We start from the raw sequence: 15426 nt of genomic DNA, 5'->3' as shown, positions 1-15426 counted from the left end.
TTTATTGTACCAAAACAGCACCTAATATGTTATAATATTATGATGAGACTAAAATTCGGAACAGAATTTAAAAAAATACACTAGGGGGTTCATTGAATGAAGGCAGTTTTTGAGAAAAAAGAAAAAAATACGGTACACTTTAATATGGAATTACCAGCAGGTGATTTTGAGAAAGCACTGCAACAGGCTTATCTGAAGGATAGAGGGAAATTCAACATTCCTGGATTCAGAAAAGGCAAAGTGCCTAGAAAGATCATCGAAATGAATTATGGAGAAGAAATCTTCTTTGAGAATGCAATAAACATACTTCTTCCAGATGCTTATTCCAATGCAGTTGAGGAACTCCAACTGGAGCCTGTTGATAGTCCGGAAGTTGACGTAGAGGAAATTAAACTTGGAGAGCCAATAAAGGTAAATTTCAATGTTGAAGTAAAGCCTGAGGTAAAGCTGGGCGACTACAGTGAAATTGAACTTGAAAAGGTGGATTATTCAGTTACTGATGAAATGGTTCAGGCAGAGCTGGATAAGGCAAGAGATATGAACGCAAGGATGGTTGATGCTGGAGACAGAGAAGTGCAGGAAGGCGACATCCTAACTATAGATTTTGCAGGATATGTTGATGATGAGCAGTTCCCAGGAGGAACAGCTGAAGACCAGACGCTTGAAATCGGGGCAGGACAGTTTATACCTGGGTTTGAAGAAGGTCTTGTTGGGAAGTCAAAAGGTGAAGAAGTAGATGTAGAGGTAACTTTCCCTGAGGAATACCAGGAAGAATCACTTAAAGGAAAACCTGCAGTTTTTAAAGTGACAATAAAAGAAATCAAAACAAAAGAGCTTCCTGAGCTTGATGATGAGTTTGCAAAGGATGTAAGCGAGTTTGATACTCTTGAAGAATACAAAAACAGCCTAAAGGAAGAACTTGAGAAATCACTTGAGAGTCAGGAGAGAATCGAAACAGAAAACAATTTGGTAGACAAGGTTGTTGAAATGTCAGAAGTTGAGATTCCTGAATCGATGATACAGTCACAAGTTGAAAATGAAATCAAAGACTTTGAACACAGAGTAAAAAATCAGGGATTTGAGATTGATCAGTATCTTGAGTTGACAGGTACTACAATGAATGATCTTGAATTGAATTTCAGACCAATGGCGGAGAAGAGAGTCAAGGCAGATCTTGTTCTTGAAGCAATTGGTGAAGCTGAAGGAGTTCAGGTAACAGATGAAGATATTGATGCTGAGCTGGACAAGTTGGCAGAACATTACAATCAAGTTGAAAACAAGGAAAACTTCATTGAACAAATGAAAAAGGGAGATTTGGGTTTCCTTAAAGCGGGTATATCAAATACCAAGGTTTTGGAGTTGCTGAAGGATAAAGTTAAGTATATTGATTAGGAGGATTTAATATGTCATTGGTTCCAATAGTTGTAGAACAGACTAACAGAGGCGAAAGGTCATATGATATCTACTCGAGATTGTTAAAGGATAGGATTATTATTCTTGGTTCAGAAGTCAACGATACAGTGGCAGACTTGGTTGTTGCTCAGCTGTTGTTTCTTGAAGCTGATGATCCTGAAAAAGATATTCAGATATATATAAACAGCCCAGGTGGATCTGTAAGTGCAGGATTCGCAATATATGATACAATACAGTATATAAAGCCGGATGTAACTACAATATGTATCGGTAGAGCTGCAAGCATGGGAGCATTCCTACTGGCGGCGGGGACTAAAGGCAAGAGGTTCGCACTGCCTAACTCAGACATTATGATACATCAGCCCTTGGGTGGAACTCAAGGACAAGCTGAGGATATAAGGATACAGGCAGAAAAGATAATTGAAATCAGGGAAAGAATAAACAGAATATTGTCTGAAAGAACTGGACAACCCCTGGAAAGAATAGCAAAAGATACAGACAGGGATTATTATATGAGTGCTGCAGCAGCTGTGGAGTATGGAATAATCGATGCTGTTATGGAGAGAAAGAAATAAGAGGTGATTCCATGGCAAAAAATGATGACAAGCAACTAAGATGCTCGTTCTGCGGGAAACCACAGGATCAGGTAAAAAGGCTTATAGCAGGTCCGAATGTATACATCTGCAATGAGTGTATAGAGTTGTGTCAGGAGATAATTGACGAAGAATTCGTGGATTATAACCAAGATTACGAAATGAGTGATCTGCCCAAACCTTCAAATATAAAAGAGACTCTTGATGAGTATGTAATTCAGCAGGAGAGGGCTAAGAGAAATCTTGCAGTGGCAGTTTATAACCACTATAAGAGAATAAATAAAAAGGCATCAAAAACAGAAGAGGTTGAGCTGCAAAAAAGCAATATTCTGATGATCGGACCAACCGGATCAGGAAAAACACTTCTTGCTCAGACATTGGCTAGAATTTTGAATGTGCCTTTTGCTATAGCAGACGCGACTTCCTTGACGGAAGCCGGTTATGTAGGGGAGGATGTTGAAAACATAATCCTAAAGCTTATTCAGGCTGCTGATTATGATATTGAGAAGGCAGAAAAGGGTATAGTATATATAGATGAAATAGACAAGGTAGCCAGGAAGACAGAAAACCCTTCAATCACTAGAGATGTCAGTGGTGAAGGAGTTCAACAAGCCTTGCTTAAAATTCTTGAAGGAACCGTTGCAAATGTACCGCCTCAAGGTGGTAGAAAGCATCCACATCAGGAATTCATTCAGATTGACACCACTAACATACTGTTTATAGTAGGTGGAGCATTTGATGGCCTTGATAATCTAATTCAGTCAAGAGTGGGTAAAAAGACAATGGGCTTTGGAGCTGAAGTCAAGTCAAGGAAGAAAAACATTGGAGAGCTTCTAAAGCAAATCCAGCCGGAGGACCTAATTAAATTCGGGTTAATACCGGAATTCGTTGGAAGATTACCGGTTGTGGCAACTTTGGAAGAGCTTGACGAAAATGCTCTAGTTAGAATTCTTACAGAACCTAGAAATGCTCTTGTTAAGCAGTATACTCAGTTATTTAGCATGGATGACATAGAGCTTGAATTTGAAGAAGAGGCACTTTCTATCATTGCCAGAAAAGCAATTGAGAGAAAAACAGGTGCTAGAGGCTTAAGAAGTATAATTGAAGAAAAAATGCTTGATATAATGTATGAGCTTCCTATGAGAGAAGACGTTGAAAAATGCATTATAACTAAAGATACAATTGAAAATGGAACAGAGCCTACTCTTGTGCTTTCAGACAAGAAAAAAAGTAGGACAAAAGAAAATAGCAGTAAGGAATCTGCATCTTAAAGGCTCACAACTGTGAGCTTTTATTTTGCATTAAGGAGGGACGAAAATGAATAACCCTTATTTAATAGAAGAGAAAAAACTACCTTTGATACCATTGAGAGGAATATCAATTTTTCCTCATATGGTAATACATTTTGATGTTGGGAGAGAAAAATCAGTGCAAGCTCTTGAAAGGTCAATGATGGATGATTCACTGATCCTGTTGTGCACTCAGATAAATCCAAAGGTTGAAGAACCAGGCTTTGATGATTTTTACCATGTTGGAACAATATCCAAGGTTAAACAGATGCTAAAGCTTCCAGGTGGGAGCATTAGAGTCTTGGTTGAGGGAATAAACAGAGGCAAGGTTAAGAGCATGAGTCAAGAGGAGCCTTACTTTGAGGCTGTTGCTGATGTATACAGCTATGAAAGCGAAGAATTTGAACAGAGCCAGGATCTAGAAGCTGCAATGAGACTGGTTGTTGAAGATCTTGAGGAGTATATCAGTCTAAATCCAAAGGTATCTTCAGAGGTTTTGTATACAATATCAGATATTGAAGACCCAGGCAGGCTTGCCGATGTAATTGCATCATATATTTTCCTTAAACAGGAGGATGATCAGAAAATTCTTCAGTCATTTGATTTTTTTGAAAGACTCGAAAGCCTTCATGAGATTCTACAAAAAGAGATTGAACTTTTAAGAATTGAGGAGAAGATCAATCAAAGAGTTAAAAAACAGATAAACAAGGTACAAAAAGATTATTATCTTAAGGAACAAATCAAAGCAATTCAGAAGGAGCTAGGAGAGGATGATAGCTTTTCTGGAGAAATTGAAGAGTACCAGAAAAAAATCAAGAAAATAAAAATGCCAAAGGAAGTCAAGGAAAAGGCACTAAAAGAAGTTGAAAGGTTAGCAAAGACTTCACCACATTCAGCAGAAGTTGGAGTAATAAGAACATATCTTGACTGGATTGTAGAACTACCTTGGGACAAGGAAACCAAGGAGAAAATAGATATAAAGAAAGCTAGAGAAATACTTGACAATGATCACTATGGTCTTCAGGATGTAAAAGAAAGGATTCTTGAGTTTATTGCAATAAGAAAGCTTACAAACTCAATCAAGGGGCCAATATTGTGTCTTGTAGGTCCTCCTGGAGTTGGTAAGACGTCAATTGCTCGCTCAATAGCATCGTCACTGAATAGAAATTTTGTCAGGATGTCTCTGGGTGGAGTGAGAGATGAAGCTGAAATCAGAGGTCATAGAAGGACCTATGTTGGAAGTATGCCAGGTAGAATAATAAGTTCAATAAAAAAATCAGGAACTAGAAATCCGGTATTTTTATTTGATGAAATTGACAAACTTGCAAGTGATTTTAGAGGAGACCCAGCAAGTGCACTTCTTGAGGTATTGGACCCTGAACAAAACTCAACATTTACAGACCATTTTCTTGAAGCGCCTTTTGATCTATCCAAGGTAATGTTTATCACTACCGCAAATACAACATCAACCATACCTCCTGCTCTTTTGGACAGGATGGAGGTTATTAGAATCAGCGGATACACGGAGGAAGAAAAGCTACAGATTGCAAAGATTTATCTTCTTCCAAAACAGATTAAGGAACACGGCTTGAAAGACGGGCAACTCAAATTATCTGATGCAGCCCTAAGAGCTTTAATAAACTACTACACCAGAGAAGCCGGGGTCAGAAATCTAGAAAGAAATATAGCTAATCTATGCCGAAAAGCTGCAAAAAAAATAGTTGAAGATGACAAGAAATCTGTAACGATAAATGCAGGAAATATTACAACATATCTTGGAACAAAGAAATTCAGATATGACAAACTTGAAGAGAAGAACCAGATTGGAGTAGCCAATGGCCTTGCATGGACTGCAGTCGGCGGAGAGACCTTATCGGTAGAGGTTACATCCATGAAAGGTACTGGAAAGACTCAACTCACTGGTAAGCTGGGAGATGTAATGAAGGAATCTGCAATGGCTGGCATCAGTTATGTAAGAGCCAATGCAGAGAGATTGAAAATATCACCTGATTTTTACAAGGATGTAGATATCCATATACACGTACCTGAGGGAGCTATTCCAAAGGACGGACCGTCTGCAGGAATAACGATAGCAACTGCTGTTATTTCAGCATTGACAGAAAGACCTATCTTAAGAGAAGTTGCAATGACTGGTGAAATAACTCTTAGAGGTAGAGTATTGCCAGTAGGTGGAATAAAGGAAAAATTGCTTGCTGCCCATCGGATGGGAATAGAGAAGGTTCTTCTACCCTTTGACAACAACAAGGATTTGGAAGAAATCCCAGATAAAATCAAGAAAAAAATGGAATTTGTACTAGTGGAAAATCTGGATCAGGTTCTTGAACATGCATTGGAAAAGGGTGACAGCGATGAAAATAATTAGTTCAGATCTTCAGGCAATGGCAGTTGCTCCGAAGGGATACCCTGAAGACGGGTTTCCCGAGCTTGCATTTGCCGGGAGGTCAAATGTTGGTAAATCATCATTTATTAACGCAATGTTAAATAGAACAAACCTTGCCAGGACAAGTGGAAAGCCTGGTAAGACAAGAACTATCAACTTTTATCTGATTAATGAGAATTTTAGGTTTGTAGACTTGCCAGGCTACGGTTATGCACAGGTATCAAAATCAGAGAGAAAAAAATGGGGAGACATTATTGAGAAATACCTAAGAAAAAGAGACAATCTCAAAGCCGTAGTGCTCTTGGTTGATATCAGACATAAGCCTTCTGGACAAGACGTGGACATGTATCATTGGATCAAAAGTTTTCATTATAATGCAATAATTGTTGCCACAAAGGCAGACAAGATAGCACGTGGACAGTGGGAAAGACATATGAAAATAATTAGGGAAGAATTGGAGATAGAGGGAAATGACATAGTAGTACCTTTTTCATCCTCCAAGAAGCTCAATGTAGACAAACTCTGGGAAATTTTCGAGCCTATGCTTAGTCAACAAGACGACATAATTTAAATAAAAAAAGAGCCAGTGATTATCACTGGCTCTTTGTAAGTACTATTACTCTTTTTCGAACATGTCCTTAGTTGCTCCGCATACGGGGCAAACCCAATCTTCTGGAAGATCTTCAAAAGCTGTTCCAGGAGCTATACCTCCATCTGGATCTCCTTCAGCTGGATCATAAACGTATCCGCATGGTCCACATACCCATTTGTCCATTGTGCATTCTCCTTTCGTTAATGAATTTACTTAATTACTTAATTATACCATATATTATCAAAAATAAAACATTTAAATTATACAAAAGTAACCGTTATATTAGATTATAATACTTTAGAATGGGTAGAATACATAAGACTAGATAATTTGGATGTGATAGCTATGAATTATATTTACAAGGGCACAGTCTGCAGTGATTTGGAAACCATAAAGTCCTTTATCGACCAGACTGTAAACAATCTCGACAATTTAATATCCGACAATGACCTGATTTTTGATATTAAGGTTATTCTCAATGAACTGATTGTCAACGGAGCTCTCCATGGCAACGAATGCGTGCCCTCAAAATGCATTAGTTTAACCTTAAAGATGAACAGTAAAACTTTAACAATAGAAGTGCAAGATGAAGGTAGGGGAATTGATTACGATCCCGAAGAATACAGATCTACAGATCTTAAGTCGTGGGGAAGAGGACTTGTTTTGGTAAACGGACTTTCAGATGAGTTTTATGTAGACAGAAACAAGGTTGTATCAATAAAGAATATTGTTTAAGGACTAATAATATTAGATTTTATTCTGACCTTAGTATTATCCCAAATTCGAGATAATACTAAAATTTTGTGTTTTTTGCAAAAGTATGATAATATTATAAAGTTAAGCATATGATAATTTATTTATAGAAGGGATTTGTAATAATTTTATGAAAAGAAATGATATTAGAAATGTAGCAATAATAGCCCATGTTGATCATGGAAAGACAACTTTGGTTGATAGTCTTCTCAAGCAATCAGGTATATACAGAGACAACCAGGTTATTCAAGAGAGAGTGATGGACTCGAATGACATAGAAAAAGAAAGAGGAATCACGATTCTTGCTAAGAACACTGCAATAACTTACAAGGACATCAAGATCAATATCGTAGATACTCCTGGACATGCTGATTTTGGAGGAGAAGTGGAACGAGTTTTAAAGATGGTCAATGGTGTAGTACTCCTTGTAGATGCATTTGAGGGATCAATGCCACAGACAAAGTTCGTTTTAAGGAAGGCACTGGAACTTGAATTGCCAGTTGTAGTCGCAATTAACAAGATTGATAGACCAGAAGCAAGACCTGAAGAAGTAATTGACGAAATCCTGGATTTATTTATAGAGCTTGGAGCAAACAACAATCAGCTTGATTGTCCATTTGTATTCACCTCAGCCAAAGAAGGAACTGCAACACTTGATCTTGAAGTTAAAACAGATACCATGAAGGACTTGTTTGAGACAATAGTCGAGTATATTCCAGCTCCTGAAGGTGATCCTGAAGGTGAGACTCAAATACTTATTTCCACTATTGATTACAACGAGTATGTAGGTCGTATAGGAATAGGAAAAGTTGAAAGAGGAGTCATTCATACCAATCAGGAAGTAATTATTGTAAATGCTGCAAAGCCCGAAAGAAGAGTTAAGGCAAAGATCAACAAGCTATACGAATTTGAAGGCCTTAACAGAATCGAAGTTGAAAGTTCAACAATGGGTAGCATAGTATCACTTTCTGGTCCAGCAGACCTTGAAATCGGAGATACACTTTGTGATCTGGATACACCTGAAGCAATAGATTTTGTGAAGATATCAGAACCAACCCTTGCAATGACATTTTCAGTCAATAACAGTCCCTATGCTGGAACTGAAGGAGATTTTGTAACATCAAGACAGCTCAGAAACAGACTTTACAAAGAGCTACAGACAGATGTAAGTCTTAGGGTTGAAGATACAGACCAGACGGATTCATTCAAGATATCTGGAAGAGGAGAACTTCACTTGTCGGTATTGATCGAAAACATGAGAAGAGAAGGTTACGAGTTCCAGGTTTCAAAACCAGAGGTTTTATATAAAACCGTAGATGGAAACAAGCATGAACCCATGGAGAAGGTAACAGTAGATGTCAGCAGTGAGTTTGTGGGAGCTGTAATCGATAAGCTTGGACAAAGAAAAGGCGAGCTGATAAGTATGTCAGAGCCAGTTGGTGGATATGCCAGACTAATATTTTCAATTCCGGCACGTGGACTAATTGGATATAGGCAGGAATTTCTAACGGATACAAAGGGAAATGGAATATTGAATACAATATTTGATGGATACTCACCCTACAAGGGCGATATTCCTAGAAGAAAGTCAGGTTCAATAATAGCTTTTGAAACCGGTCAAGCTACAGGCTATGGTTTGTATTCCGCACAAGAAAGGGGTATATTATTCATAGGAGCAGGAACAAATGTTTATGAAGGTATGGTTGTTGGATCAAATCCTAAAGGATTAGACATTGAAGTCAATGTCACAAAGAGAAAACAACAATCCAATGTTAGAGCTTCTGGATCAGATGATTCTCTAAGATTATCACCACCAAAGATTATGTCTCTTGAAGAGGCATTGGAGTTTATTGAGGATGATGAGCTTATTGAAGTTACTCCATTGAATATCAGAATCAGAAAGAGAATTTTGGAAACCAATAAGCGACATAAATCAAAAAAATAATTTAAAGAGCAAAAATTGGGGAGACTGAAATGGAAAGTCTGTTTTCATCTTACATGTTCATATTTAGCAATCTTATATGGATCAATATTCTACTGGCCTTGGTGTTGGTTTTCTTTGAAAGAAGAAACCCTACATCAACATGGCTGTGGCTTATGGTCCTGCTTTTTTTGCCTGTAATAGGATTCATTCTCTACCTTTTTGTTGGACAGGATATGTCAAAGAAAAAAATGTTCATGTCAAAAGCCAATGAGGATGATTGTTTTGATATCCTTTTAGCAGATCAAGAAAAAAATTTCAGCACCAGAGAATTTTTGAAAAAAAATCCTGAATACAAAGCCTATGATGATATAGTCAAGCTTCACTTGATGGGCAGTAATTCTGTTTTCACATCAGACAACGAAGTTGATCTATATTTTAGTGGTGAAGATAAATTCAAAGCTCTTCTTGAAAGCATAGAAAAAGCTGAAGAATATATCCACATGGAATATTACATATTCAACGATGACAATATGGGAAACATTGTAATGGAAGCATTGGCTCAAAAAGCCAGGGAAGGCATTGAAGTCAAGCTTCTGATTGATGGAATGGGAAGCAGAAGACTAGGTAGGAGAATAACCAATGTTTTAAGAGAAGCTGGTGGAGAGGTTGTGTTCTTTTTCCCACCATTTATACCAGTATTTAACGTAAGGATAAATTATAGAAACCATAGAAAAATATGTATTGTAGATGGAAAAGAGGCATATATTGGAGGCTTTAATGTTGGAGATGAATACATTGGATTGTCTAGCAAGTTCGGATACTGGAGGGATACTCATATCAGAATAAAGGGTTCTGCAATCAGTTCCATGCAATGGCAATTCTTTTTGGATTGGAGATTCGCATCTGGTGAAGAAATAAATGGATGCCAAAGCTATATTGGAACCCAAGAGGAAGATAACAAGGTAGGCATACAGATAGTAAGCAGTGGACCAGACTCTAAATGGCCAAGTATAAAAGACGGCTATCTAAAAATGATCAATAATGCCGAAAAACGATTGTACATTGAGACACCTTATTTTATTCCTGATGACAGTATTTTTGAAGCCCTTAGAATTGCAGGTTTATCTGGACTTGATGTCAGAGTTATGATTCCAAATAAACCAGATCATCCATTTGTTTTTTGGGCAAGTCTAAGCTATATTGGAGAACTGCTGGAAGCTGGAGTTAGATTTTATACTTATGAGAGAGGATTTCTTCATTCAAAGGTTATGATTACAGATGATTCAGTTTCGTCAGTTGGAACCGCAAACCTTGATATCAGAAGTTTTAACCTCAATTTTGAGGTAAATGCGTTTATATATGATAGAGATACAAATAATAAACTCGCCGAAAGATTTGTTCATGATCTCGAAAACTGTAAAGAGATAACTATGGAAACTTACAAAAACAGATCAAGAACAATCAAGATCAAGGAATCTGTTTCAAGGCTTTTGTCGCCAATACTTTAAACTCACAGGAGGTATCCAGAATGAAACCAGAGGCAATTTTTAAATATCTTTCAGTTGATGGTAAATTGATGGAGGTTGAAGAATCGACAGTATTTGATAGAATTACGGGACCTGCTATCTATGAGGTAGTAAGAGTTGTAAAAGGTAATCCGATGTTCCTTGAGGATCATCTTGAAAGAATGTTCGGTTCAGCCAAGTTGGCAGATTTAAGGATTCCCTATAACAGAGATGAAATAAGAAGTCAGGTGCTGAGGTTGATAAAAGCTAATAATATTGACAATAACAACATCAAGATTTTATATACACTTGATGAGTCAGAAGTAGAGATCTTTCTGGTATATGCGGTAGAAAGCTTCTATCCTCCTGAAAACTACTATCGCGAGGGAATTAAAGTCATATTGTTTGAGCACCAGCGGGAAAATCCAAATGCCAAGGTCCAGCACAGTGATTTCAGACAACGGGTAAAGAATGCCATGAACAATAAGGATGCTTTTGAGGCGCTTTTGGTAAATGGGCAAGGTCATATACTGGAAGGAAGCAGATCCAATATGTTTTATGTAATGAACAATACGCTTTACACAGCTCCTGCTGAAGATGTTCTGCTTGGAATAACAAGGAAACACATAATTGCACTATCCATGAAGCTTGGATATCCCGTATTGGAGAGAAGACTAGGAAGAGATGAGTTAGATAAACTCGAAGGGCTATTTATCTCTGGCACGAGTGTAGGAGTTCTTCCTGTTTCTTGGATAGATGACATCGAGTTGCCAACTGCTGAAAATAAAATCGTAAATGAATTGGTAGAAGGATATAAGCAACTTATGAATGAAGTATCCTGAATCAATCAAATAGTGAAGACCTTTGGTTAAATCAAAGGTCTTTTTTCTGCAAGAATTATTATTTCAAGTATTGTCCTTGTAGCAAGTTCCATGCCTTCTATAGTTACATACTCGTACTTACCGTGAAAGTTATATCCTCCAGTAAAAATATTTGGGCAAGGCAAGCCCATGTATGAAAGCTTTGAGCCATCTGTTCCACCTCTGACTGGCTTGATACGGACTTCAATACCGAGATCCTCCATAGCTTCCCTGGCAAGTTCAACTATCTCCATAACGGGCTCAATTTGCTCCTTCATATTATAATATGAGTCTTTGATTTCAAGAGCTATGACATCTCCGTATTTTATATTTAGGAAGTCTGCAATTTCAGTTATAAGATTCTTCTTTTTTTCAAACCCGTCCTTAAAATGATCTCTTATTATATAACTCATTTCAGTTTCTTCAACAGTTCCGTTAATTCTCATCAAATGGAAGAAACCTTCATAATTATCCGTGTATTCGGGGCGTTCATTAACGGGTAGCATACTGTTTAATTCCTGTGCAATCAGTAATGAGTTAATCATCTTGTTCTTGGCTGAACCTGGATGTACATTTCGTCCCTGAATATTGACCGTGGCAGATGCAGCGTTAAAATTTTCGTATTCAAGTTCACCCACGGGACCACCGTCTACAGTGTATGCAAAATCAGCACCAAACTTTTCAACATTAAAATGGTCTGCTCCTCTACCGATTTCTTCATCTGGAGTAAAGCCTACCTTTATTTCACCATGGGGAATATCAGGGTTTTGTAAAAAATACTCCATTGCAGTTATAATCTCTGCTATACCTGCTTTGTTGTCCGCTCCCAGAAGAGTTGTTCCATCAGTAGTTATTATTGTCTTGCCTATATTTTCCTTAAGCTCAGGGAAATCATCGGGAGAAAGTATAATTCCTTTATCCTTGTTTAATACAAGATCTTCCCCTTGAAAGTTCTCGAATATCTGAGGATTAACATTTTTTCCTGACATATCAGGACTAGTGTCCATATGTGCTATAAAGCCAATAACGGGCAACTCTCTCTCTGTATTATTTGGAAGTGTTGCCATCACATAACCTTTTTCGTCCAAGCTTACATCTGACATTCCAATTTTACCGAGCTCATCAGCCAGTATTCTGGCAAACTTCAATTGGGATTCAGTACTTGGAACACTTACTGAACTTTCATCTGAAGTAGTTTCAAATTTTACATAATTTAAGAATCTGTTTGCTAAATTTTCCATATACATCCCTCCGTTTCTATTGTACCCTTTTATTAAAGAAATGTGTCCATTAATATCAAAAAATGGGTAAATGTGCTAAAATATTAGTATATTGGGTAGAAATACAGAAATAGCATAATTAAATGGAGGGGTTATAATGAGCATTAAGATACTATGTGACAGCGCATGTGATTTGCCTAGAACACTACTTGAGGAACTTGAGATTGAAGAGCTTCCAATAGTATTAATAAAAGGAGAAAAAGAGTATTTTGACAAGGTTAACATAGATCCTGAGGAAGTTTACAAAGGGATGAGGGATGGAGAAGTATTCAGAACTGCTCAAATTACTCCTATAACTTTTGAAAATGCATTTGAAAAACATATTAAGAATGGTCATGAAATCATATACATCGGATTCTCATCAGGATTATCAGCTACTTTCCAGTCAGCTTCAATTGCCAAAATGACATTAAAAGAAAAGTACCCCGATGCAGATATAGCCGTAATAGATTCCAAGGCAGCATCTTGTGGATATGGACTTGTAGTTTACGAAGCGGGGACAGCTCGCAAGAATGGCGCTTCAATGGAAGAGATAATTAAGATAACTGAATTTTACAGTGAGAATGTGGATCACATATTTACTGTAGACAATATCGAATATCTATATAGGGGAGGAAGAATTTCAAGAACAAATGCCATACTTGGAGGAATGCTCAATATAAAGCCAATTTTGGAAGTAAGAGATGGCAAGTTGGTTGCAATGGAAAAGGTTAGAGGAAAAAACAAGGTACTTAAGAGAATGGTTGAGTTGGTTGGAGAAAGGAATATTGATTCAGATCTTTCTAATACAACCTTTTGCATTACCCATGGAGACGACCTGGAAACTGCTGACAAACTGAAAGCAATGATTACTGAAAAATACGGAGTAAATGATTACATTACCAACCAAATAGGAGGAGCAATTGGTGCTCATGTTGGACCAGGATCATTGACGCTTTTTTATTCAAAGAGAAAAATGTAAAACTATCAAATGACGTGAAGGGAGGATCATATGAGAGTGCTCAAGGTGATAATATTAGCAGCCAGTTTCATAGTCCTTTTATTTGCGTCATTTTTATTCTACATATCTATAACTGATTTTAAGCCACAAGAGAAGGAAACTTTGTCGATTTCCAACAACCAACTTAAGGAGATGCCAGTAGGAGAGAATATTTCTATTACAACCTATAATATTGGATATGCAGGCCTTGATAAGACACAGGATTTCTTTGCAGATGGTGGTGAGAGGTCTAGGGCAGAAAGTACCGAGTCAGTTCAGGCAAATATCGATGCTGTGATTGATGCTTTAGATATCACCGAAGCAGAAATACTACTGTTGCAGGAAGTTGACCAGAATTCTTCCAGAAGCCACAGAATCGACCAGGTTGAGTTGCTTAAAACATATTATCCAAACTACGGGTATTCATTTGGAATCAACTACAAGGTACCCTGGGTACCTGTACCCTTGCTTAATCCAATGGGCAAGGCCTTATCGGGAGTCATGACTCTTTCAAGGTATAACATCACTGATGCCAATAGGTTTCAGCTTCCGGGAGAAGAAAAGTGGCCTGTGAGATTGTTTGAATTGGATAGATGCTTTACAGAATCTCGTTTAAAAGCCACAAACGGCAAGGAAGTTGTATTGATAAATCTTCATTTATCGGCTTTTGACGAAGGTGGCATTATAAGGCTTCAGCAGCTGGAGTATCTAAAGAAGCATCTCGAGGTTGAGTATGAGAAAGGAAACTACTTAATAGCAGGCGGGGATTGGAATCATAATCTTCCAGGGACTGATCCAATGACATTTGAATCCAGTGAACCGTGGCCCTTCTGGCTTAAGAACCTGCCTGATGATTACCATGTAAAAACATACTATTGGGCAGTGGATTCGAGGGTTCCTACAGTAAGAACCCTGGAAAAACCTTATCAGGATGGTTATAATTTTAAGGCCGTAATTGATGGATTCCTGGTATCAGATAATATTGAAATAATATCTGTTAATAATGTAGATACAGATTTTGAGAATACTGATCATAATCCAGTAAATATGATTTTTTCTTTAAAATAAAAGACATTATAAGTACTTACAGGGAAAAGAGGGATAGGATGAAAAAAACAGCTGCTTTTTTTGATATTGACGGAACCATATTCAGAAATTCTCTTATGATAGAGCATTTTCGAAAGCTGATTGCTTTTGAAATAATTAATCCTGAGGTTTGGTATACAAAAGTAAAGAAAGCATATGAGGATTGGGAAAAGAGGTATGCTGATTTTGAGGAGTATCTTGAAATCCTTGCAGGGGTATATCTGGAGGAATTAAAGGGAATAAAGCGAGAGCATATTGAGTTTGTTGCAAATCACGTTATAGAGTCAAACTGGGATATGGTATACAAATACTCAAGAGAACAGATAGAATGGCATAAGAAAATGGGACATGAGGTATTTTTCATATCAGGAAGCCCTGATTTTCTTGTTTCCAAAATGGCTGAAAAGTATGGAGTAACAGAATACAGAGGTACAAAGTATCTGGTCGATTCTGACAATTGCTACACAGGAGAAATTGTAAGGATGTGGGACTCCGCAAGCAAGAAAAAAGTGCTTGATGAAATCATTGAAAAGCATCAGGTTGATCTTGTGAGGAGCTATGCTTATGGTGATACACCAGGCGATCTGTCGATGCTAAGAAGAATGGGAAATCCGGTTGCCATAAATCCAAATAGGGAATTGATTCTTAATATTAAGGATGATGAGTATCTTTCTAGACGAATCACTATTATTGTTGAACGAAAGAATGTAATCTACAAGTGCGATGCAGATATCGAACTTTTGTAGTTTAG

At 37.5% G+C, this 15426-nt stretch carries 14 protein-coding genes; 12 read left to right on the top strand and 2 right to left on the bottom strand.

Going from position 1 to position 15426, the window contains the following annotated elements; genetic code table 11:
• Positions 1-96: 96 nt before the first annotated feature.
• The 5 genes from tig to yihA are packed head-to-tail and all read left to right on the top strand — an operon-like array spanning position 97 to position 6267.
• The gene (tig, locus tag ACOEN1_RS00465; protein ID WP_422484424.1) at positions 97-1392 is read left to right on the top strand and encodes a trigger factor; all 1296 of its coding nucleotides are present in this window, start codon (positions 97-99) and stop codon (positions 1390-1392) included.
• Positions 1393-1403: 11 nt separating this feature from the next.
• Positions 1404-1988 (top strand): ATP-dependent Clp endopeptidase proteolytic subunit ClpP, encoded by a 585-nt coding sequence (gene clpP, locus ACOEN1_RS00460; protein WP_422484422.1) that lies wholly within the window; start codon positions 1404-1406, stop codon positions 1986-1988.
• Between the two features lie 11 nt (positions 1989-1999).
• The gene (clpX, locus tag ACOEN1_RS00455; protein ID WP_422484420.1) at positions 2000-3277 is read left to right on the top strand and encodes an ATP-dependent Clp protease ATP-binding subunit ClpX; all 1278 of its coding nucleotides are present in this window, start codon (positions 2000-2002) and stop codon (positions 3275-3277) included.
• Positions 3278-3323: 46 nt separating this feature from the next.
• Entirely contained in the window at positions 3324-5678 is a 2355-nt protein-coding gene (gene lon / locus ACOEN1_RS00450) for an endopeptidase La (protein WP_422484418.1), read from the top strand.
• The gene (yihA, locus tag ACOEN1_RS00445) at positions 5665-6267 is read left to right on the top strand and encodes a ribosome biogenesis GTP-binding protein YihA/YsxC (protein WP_422484416.1); all 603 of its coding nucleotides are present in this window, start codon (positions 5665-5667) and stop codon (positions 6265-6267) included. The genes lon and yihA overlap by 14 nt, the downstream gene beginning before the upstream one ends.
• A 45-nt stretch (positions 6268-6312) precedes the next feature.
• On the opposite strand, the gene rd is transcribed toward yihA, so the two are convergent.
• Positions 6313-6471: a rubredoxin gene (gene rd, locus ACOEN1_RS00440; RefSeq protein WP_128426380.1), complete on the bottom strand. Its 159-nt coding sequence runs from the start codon at positions 6469-6471 to the stop codon at positions 6313-6315.
• A gap of 162 nt (positions 6472-6633) precedes the next feature.
• Here rd and ACOEN1_RS00435 point away from each other — a divergent pair, with 162 nt between their 5' ends.
• The 4 genes from ACOEN1_RS00435 (at position 6634) to ACOEN1_RS00420 (ending at position 11312) form a co-directional block, all read left to right on the top strand.
• The gene (locus ACOEN1_RS00435; protein WP_422484414.1) at positions 6634-7023 is read left to right on the top strand and encodes an ATP-binding protein; all 390 of its coding nucleotides are present in this window, start codon (positions 6634-6636) and stop codon (positions 7021-7023) included.
• A 148-nt stretch (positions 7024-7171) separates the two neighbouring features.
• Entirely contained in the window at positions 7172-8986 is a 1815-nt protein-coding gene (gene typA, locus ACOEN1_RS00430; RefSeq protein ID WP_422484412.1) for a translational GTPase TypA, read from the top strand.
• 29 nt (positions 8987-9015) lie between these two features.
• Positions 9016-10473 (top strand): cardiolipin synthase, encoded by a 1458-nt coding sequence (gene cls, locus ACOEN1_RS00425; RefSeq protein ID WP_422484411.1) that lies wholly within the window; start codon positions 9016-9018, stop codon positions 10471-10473.
• 20 nt (positions 10474-10493) lie between these two features.
• Positions 10494-11312 (top strand): aminotransferase class IV, encoded by an 819-nt coding sequence (locus tag ACOEN1_RS00420; RefSeq protein ID WP_422484409.1) that lies wholly within the window; start codon positions 10494-10496, stop codon positions 11310-11312.
• A 26-nt stretch (positions 11313-11338) separates the two neighbouring features.
• Here ACOEN1_RS00420 and pepT read toward each other — a convergent pair whose 3' ends face one another.
• Positions 11339-12571, bottom strand: a complete 1233-nt coding sequence (pepT, locus tag ACOEN1_RS00415; RefSeq protein WP_422484407.1) for a peptidase T — start codon at positions 12569-12571, stop codon at positions 11339-11341.
• Between the two features lie 136 nt (positions 12572-12707).
• On the opposite strand from pepT, the gene ACOEN1_RS00410 reads away from it, so the two are divergent.
• The 3 genes from ACOEN1_RS00410 to ACOEN1_RS00400 are packed head-to-tail and all read left to right on the top strand — an operon-like array spanning position 12708 to position 15421.
• Positions 12708-13571 (top strand): DegV family protein, encoded by an 864-nt coding sequence (locus ACOEN1_RS00410; protein WP_422484406.1) that lies wholly within the window; start codon positions 12708-12710, stop codon positions 13569-13571.
• A gap of 30 nt (positions 13572-13601) precedes the next feature.
• On the top strand, positions 13602-14657 hold the full coding sequence (locus tag ACOEN1_RS00405) for an endonuclease/exonuclease/phosphatase family protein (protein WP_422484404.1): 1056 nt from the start codon (positions 13602-13604) through the stop codon (positions 14655-14657).
• 38 nt (positions 14658-14695) lie between these two features.
• The gene (locus ACOEN1_RS00400) at positions 14696-15421 is read left to right on the top strand and encodes an HAD family hydrolase (RefSeq protein WP_422484402.1); all 726 of its coding nucleotides are present in this window, start codon (positions 14696-14698) and stop codon (positions 15419-15421) included.
• The last annotated feature ends 5 nt before the right edge of the window (positions 15422-15426 follow it).

This window comes from Gudongella sp. DL1XJH-153, from assembly GCF_049310905.1.
In the GTDB taxonomy this organism is placed as follows: Bacteria; Bacillota; Clostridia; order Tissierellales; family Tissierellaceae; genus Gudongella.
Note: the sequence above shows the minus strand (reverse complement) of the source record. Positions and strands in the feature narration are given on the sequence as shown.

What these genes read in the sequence shown, in the direction of transcription:
- tig (WP_422484424.1), top strand. Translation starts at nt 97, where the DNA reads ATGAAGGCAGTTTTTGAGAAAAAAGAAAAAAATACGGTACACTTTAAT.
- clpP (WP_422484422.1), top strand. Translation starts at nt 1,404, where the DNA reads ATGTCATTGGTTCCAATAGTTGTAGAACAGACTAACAGAGGCGAAAGG.
- clpX (WP_422484420.1), top strand. Translation starts at nt 2,000, where the DNA reads ATGGCAAAAAATGATGACAAGCAACTAAGATGCTCGTTCTGCGGGAAA.
- lon (WP_422484418.1), top strand. Translation starts at nt 3,324, where the DNA reads ATGAATAACCCTTATTTAATAGAAGAGAAAAAACTACCTTTGATACCA.
- yihA (WP_422484416.1), top strand. Translation starts at nt 5,665, where the DNA reads ATGAAAATAATTAGTTCAGATCTTCAGGCAATGGCAGTTGCTCCGAAG.
- rd (WP_128426380.1), bottom strand. Translation starts at nt 6,471, where the DNA reads ATGGACAAATGGGTATGTGGACCATGCGGATACGTTTATGATCCAGCT.
- ACOEN1_RS00435 (WP_422484414.1), top strand. Translation starts at nt 6,634, where the DNA reads ATGAATTATATTTACAAGGGCACAGTCTGCAGTGATTTGGAAACCATA.
- typA (WP_422484412.1), top strand. Translation starts at nt 7,172, where the DNA reads ATGAAAAGAAATGATATTAGAAATGTAGCAATAATAGCCCATGTTGAT.
- cls (WP_422484411.1), top strand. Translation starts at nt 9,016, where the DNA reads ATGGAAAGTCTGTTTTCATCTTACATGTTCATATTTAGCAATCTTATA.
- ACOEN1_RS00420 (WP_422484409.1), top strand. Translation starts at nt 10,494, where the DNA reads ATGAAACCAGAGGCAATTTTTAAATATCTTTCAGTTGATGGTAAATTG.
- pepT (WP_422484407.1), bottom strand. Translation starts at nt 12,571, where the DNA reads ATGGAAAATTTAGCAAACAGATTCTTAAATTATGTAAAATTTGAAACT.
- ACOEN1_RS00410 (WP_422484406.1), top strand. Translation starts at nt 12,708, where the DNA reads ATGAGCATTAAGATACTATGTGACAGCGCATGTGATTTGCCTAGAACA.
- ACOEN1_RS00405 (WP_422484404.1), top strand. Translation starts at nt 13,602, where the DNA reads ATGAGAGTGCTCAAGGTGATAATATTAGCAGCCAGTTTCATAGTCCTT.
- ACOEN1_RS00400 (WP_422484402.1), top strand. Translation starts at nt 14,696, where the DNA reads ATGAAAAAAACAGCTGCTTTTTTTGATATTGACGGAACCATATTCAGA.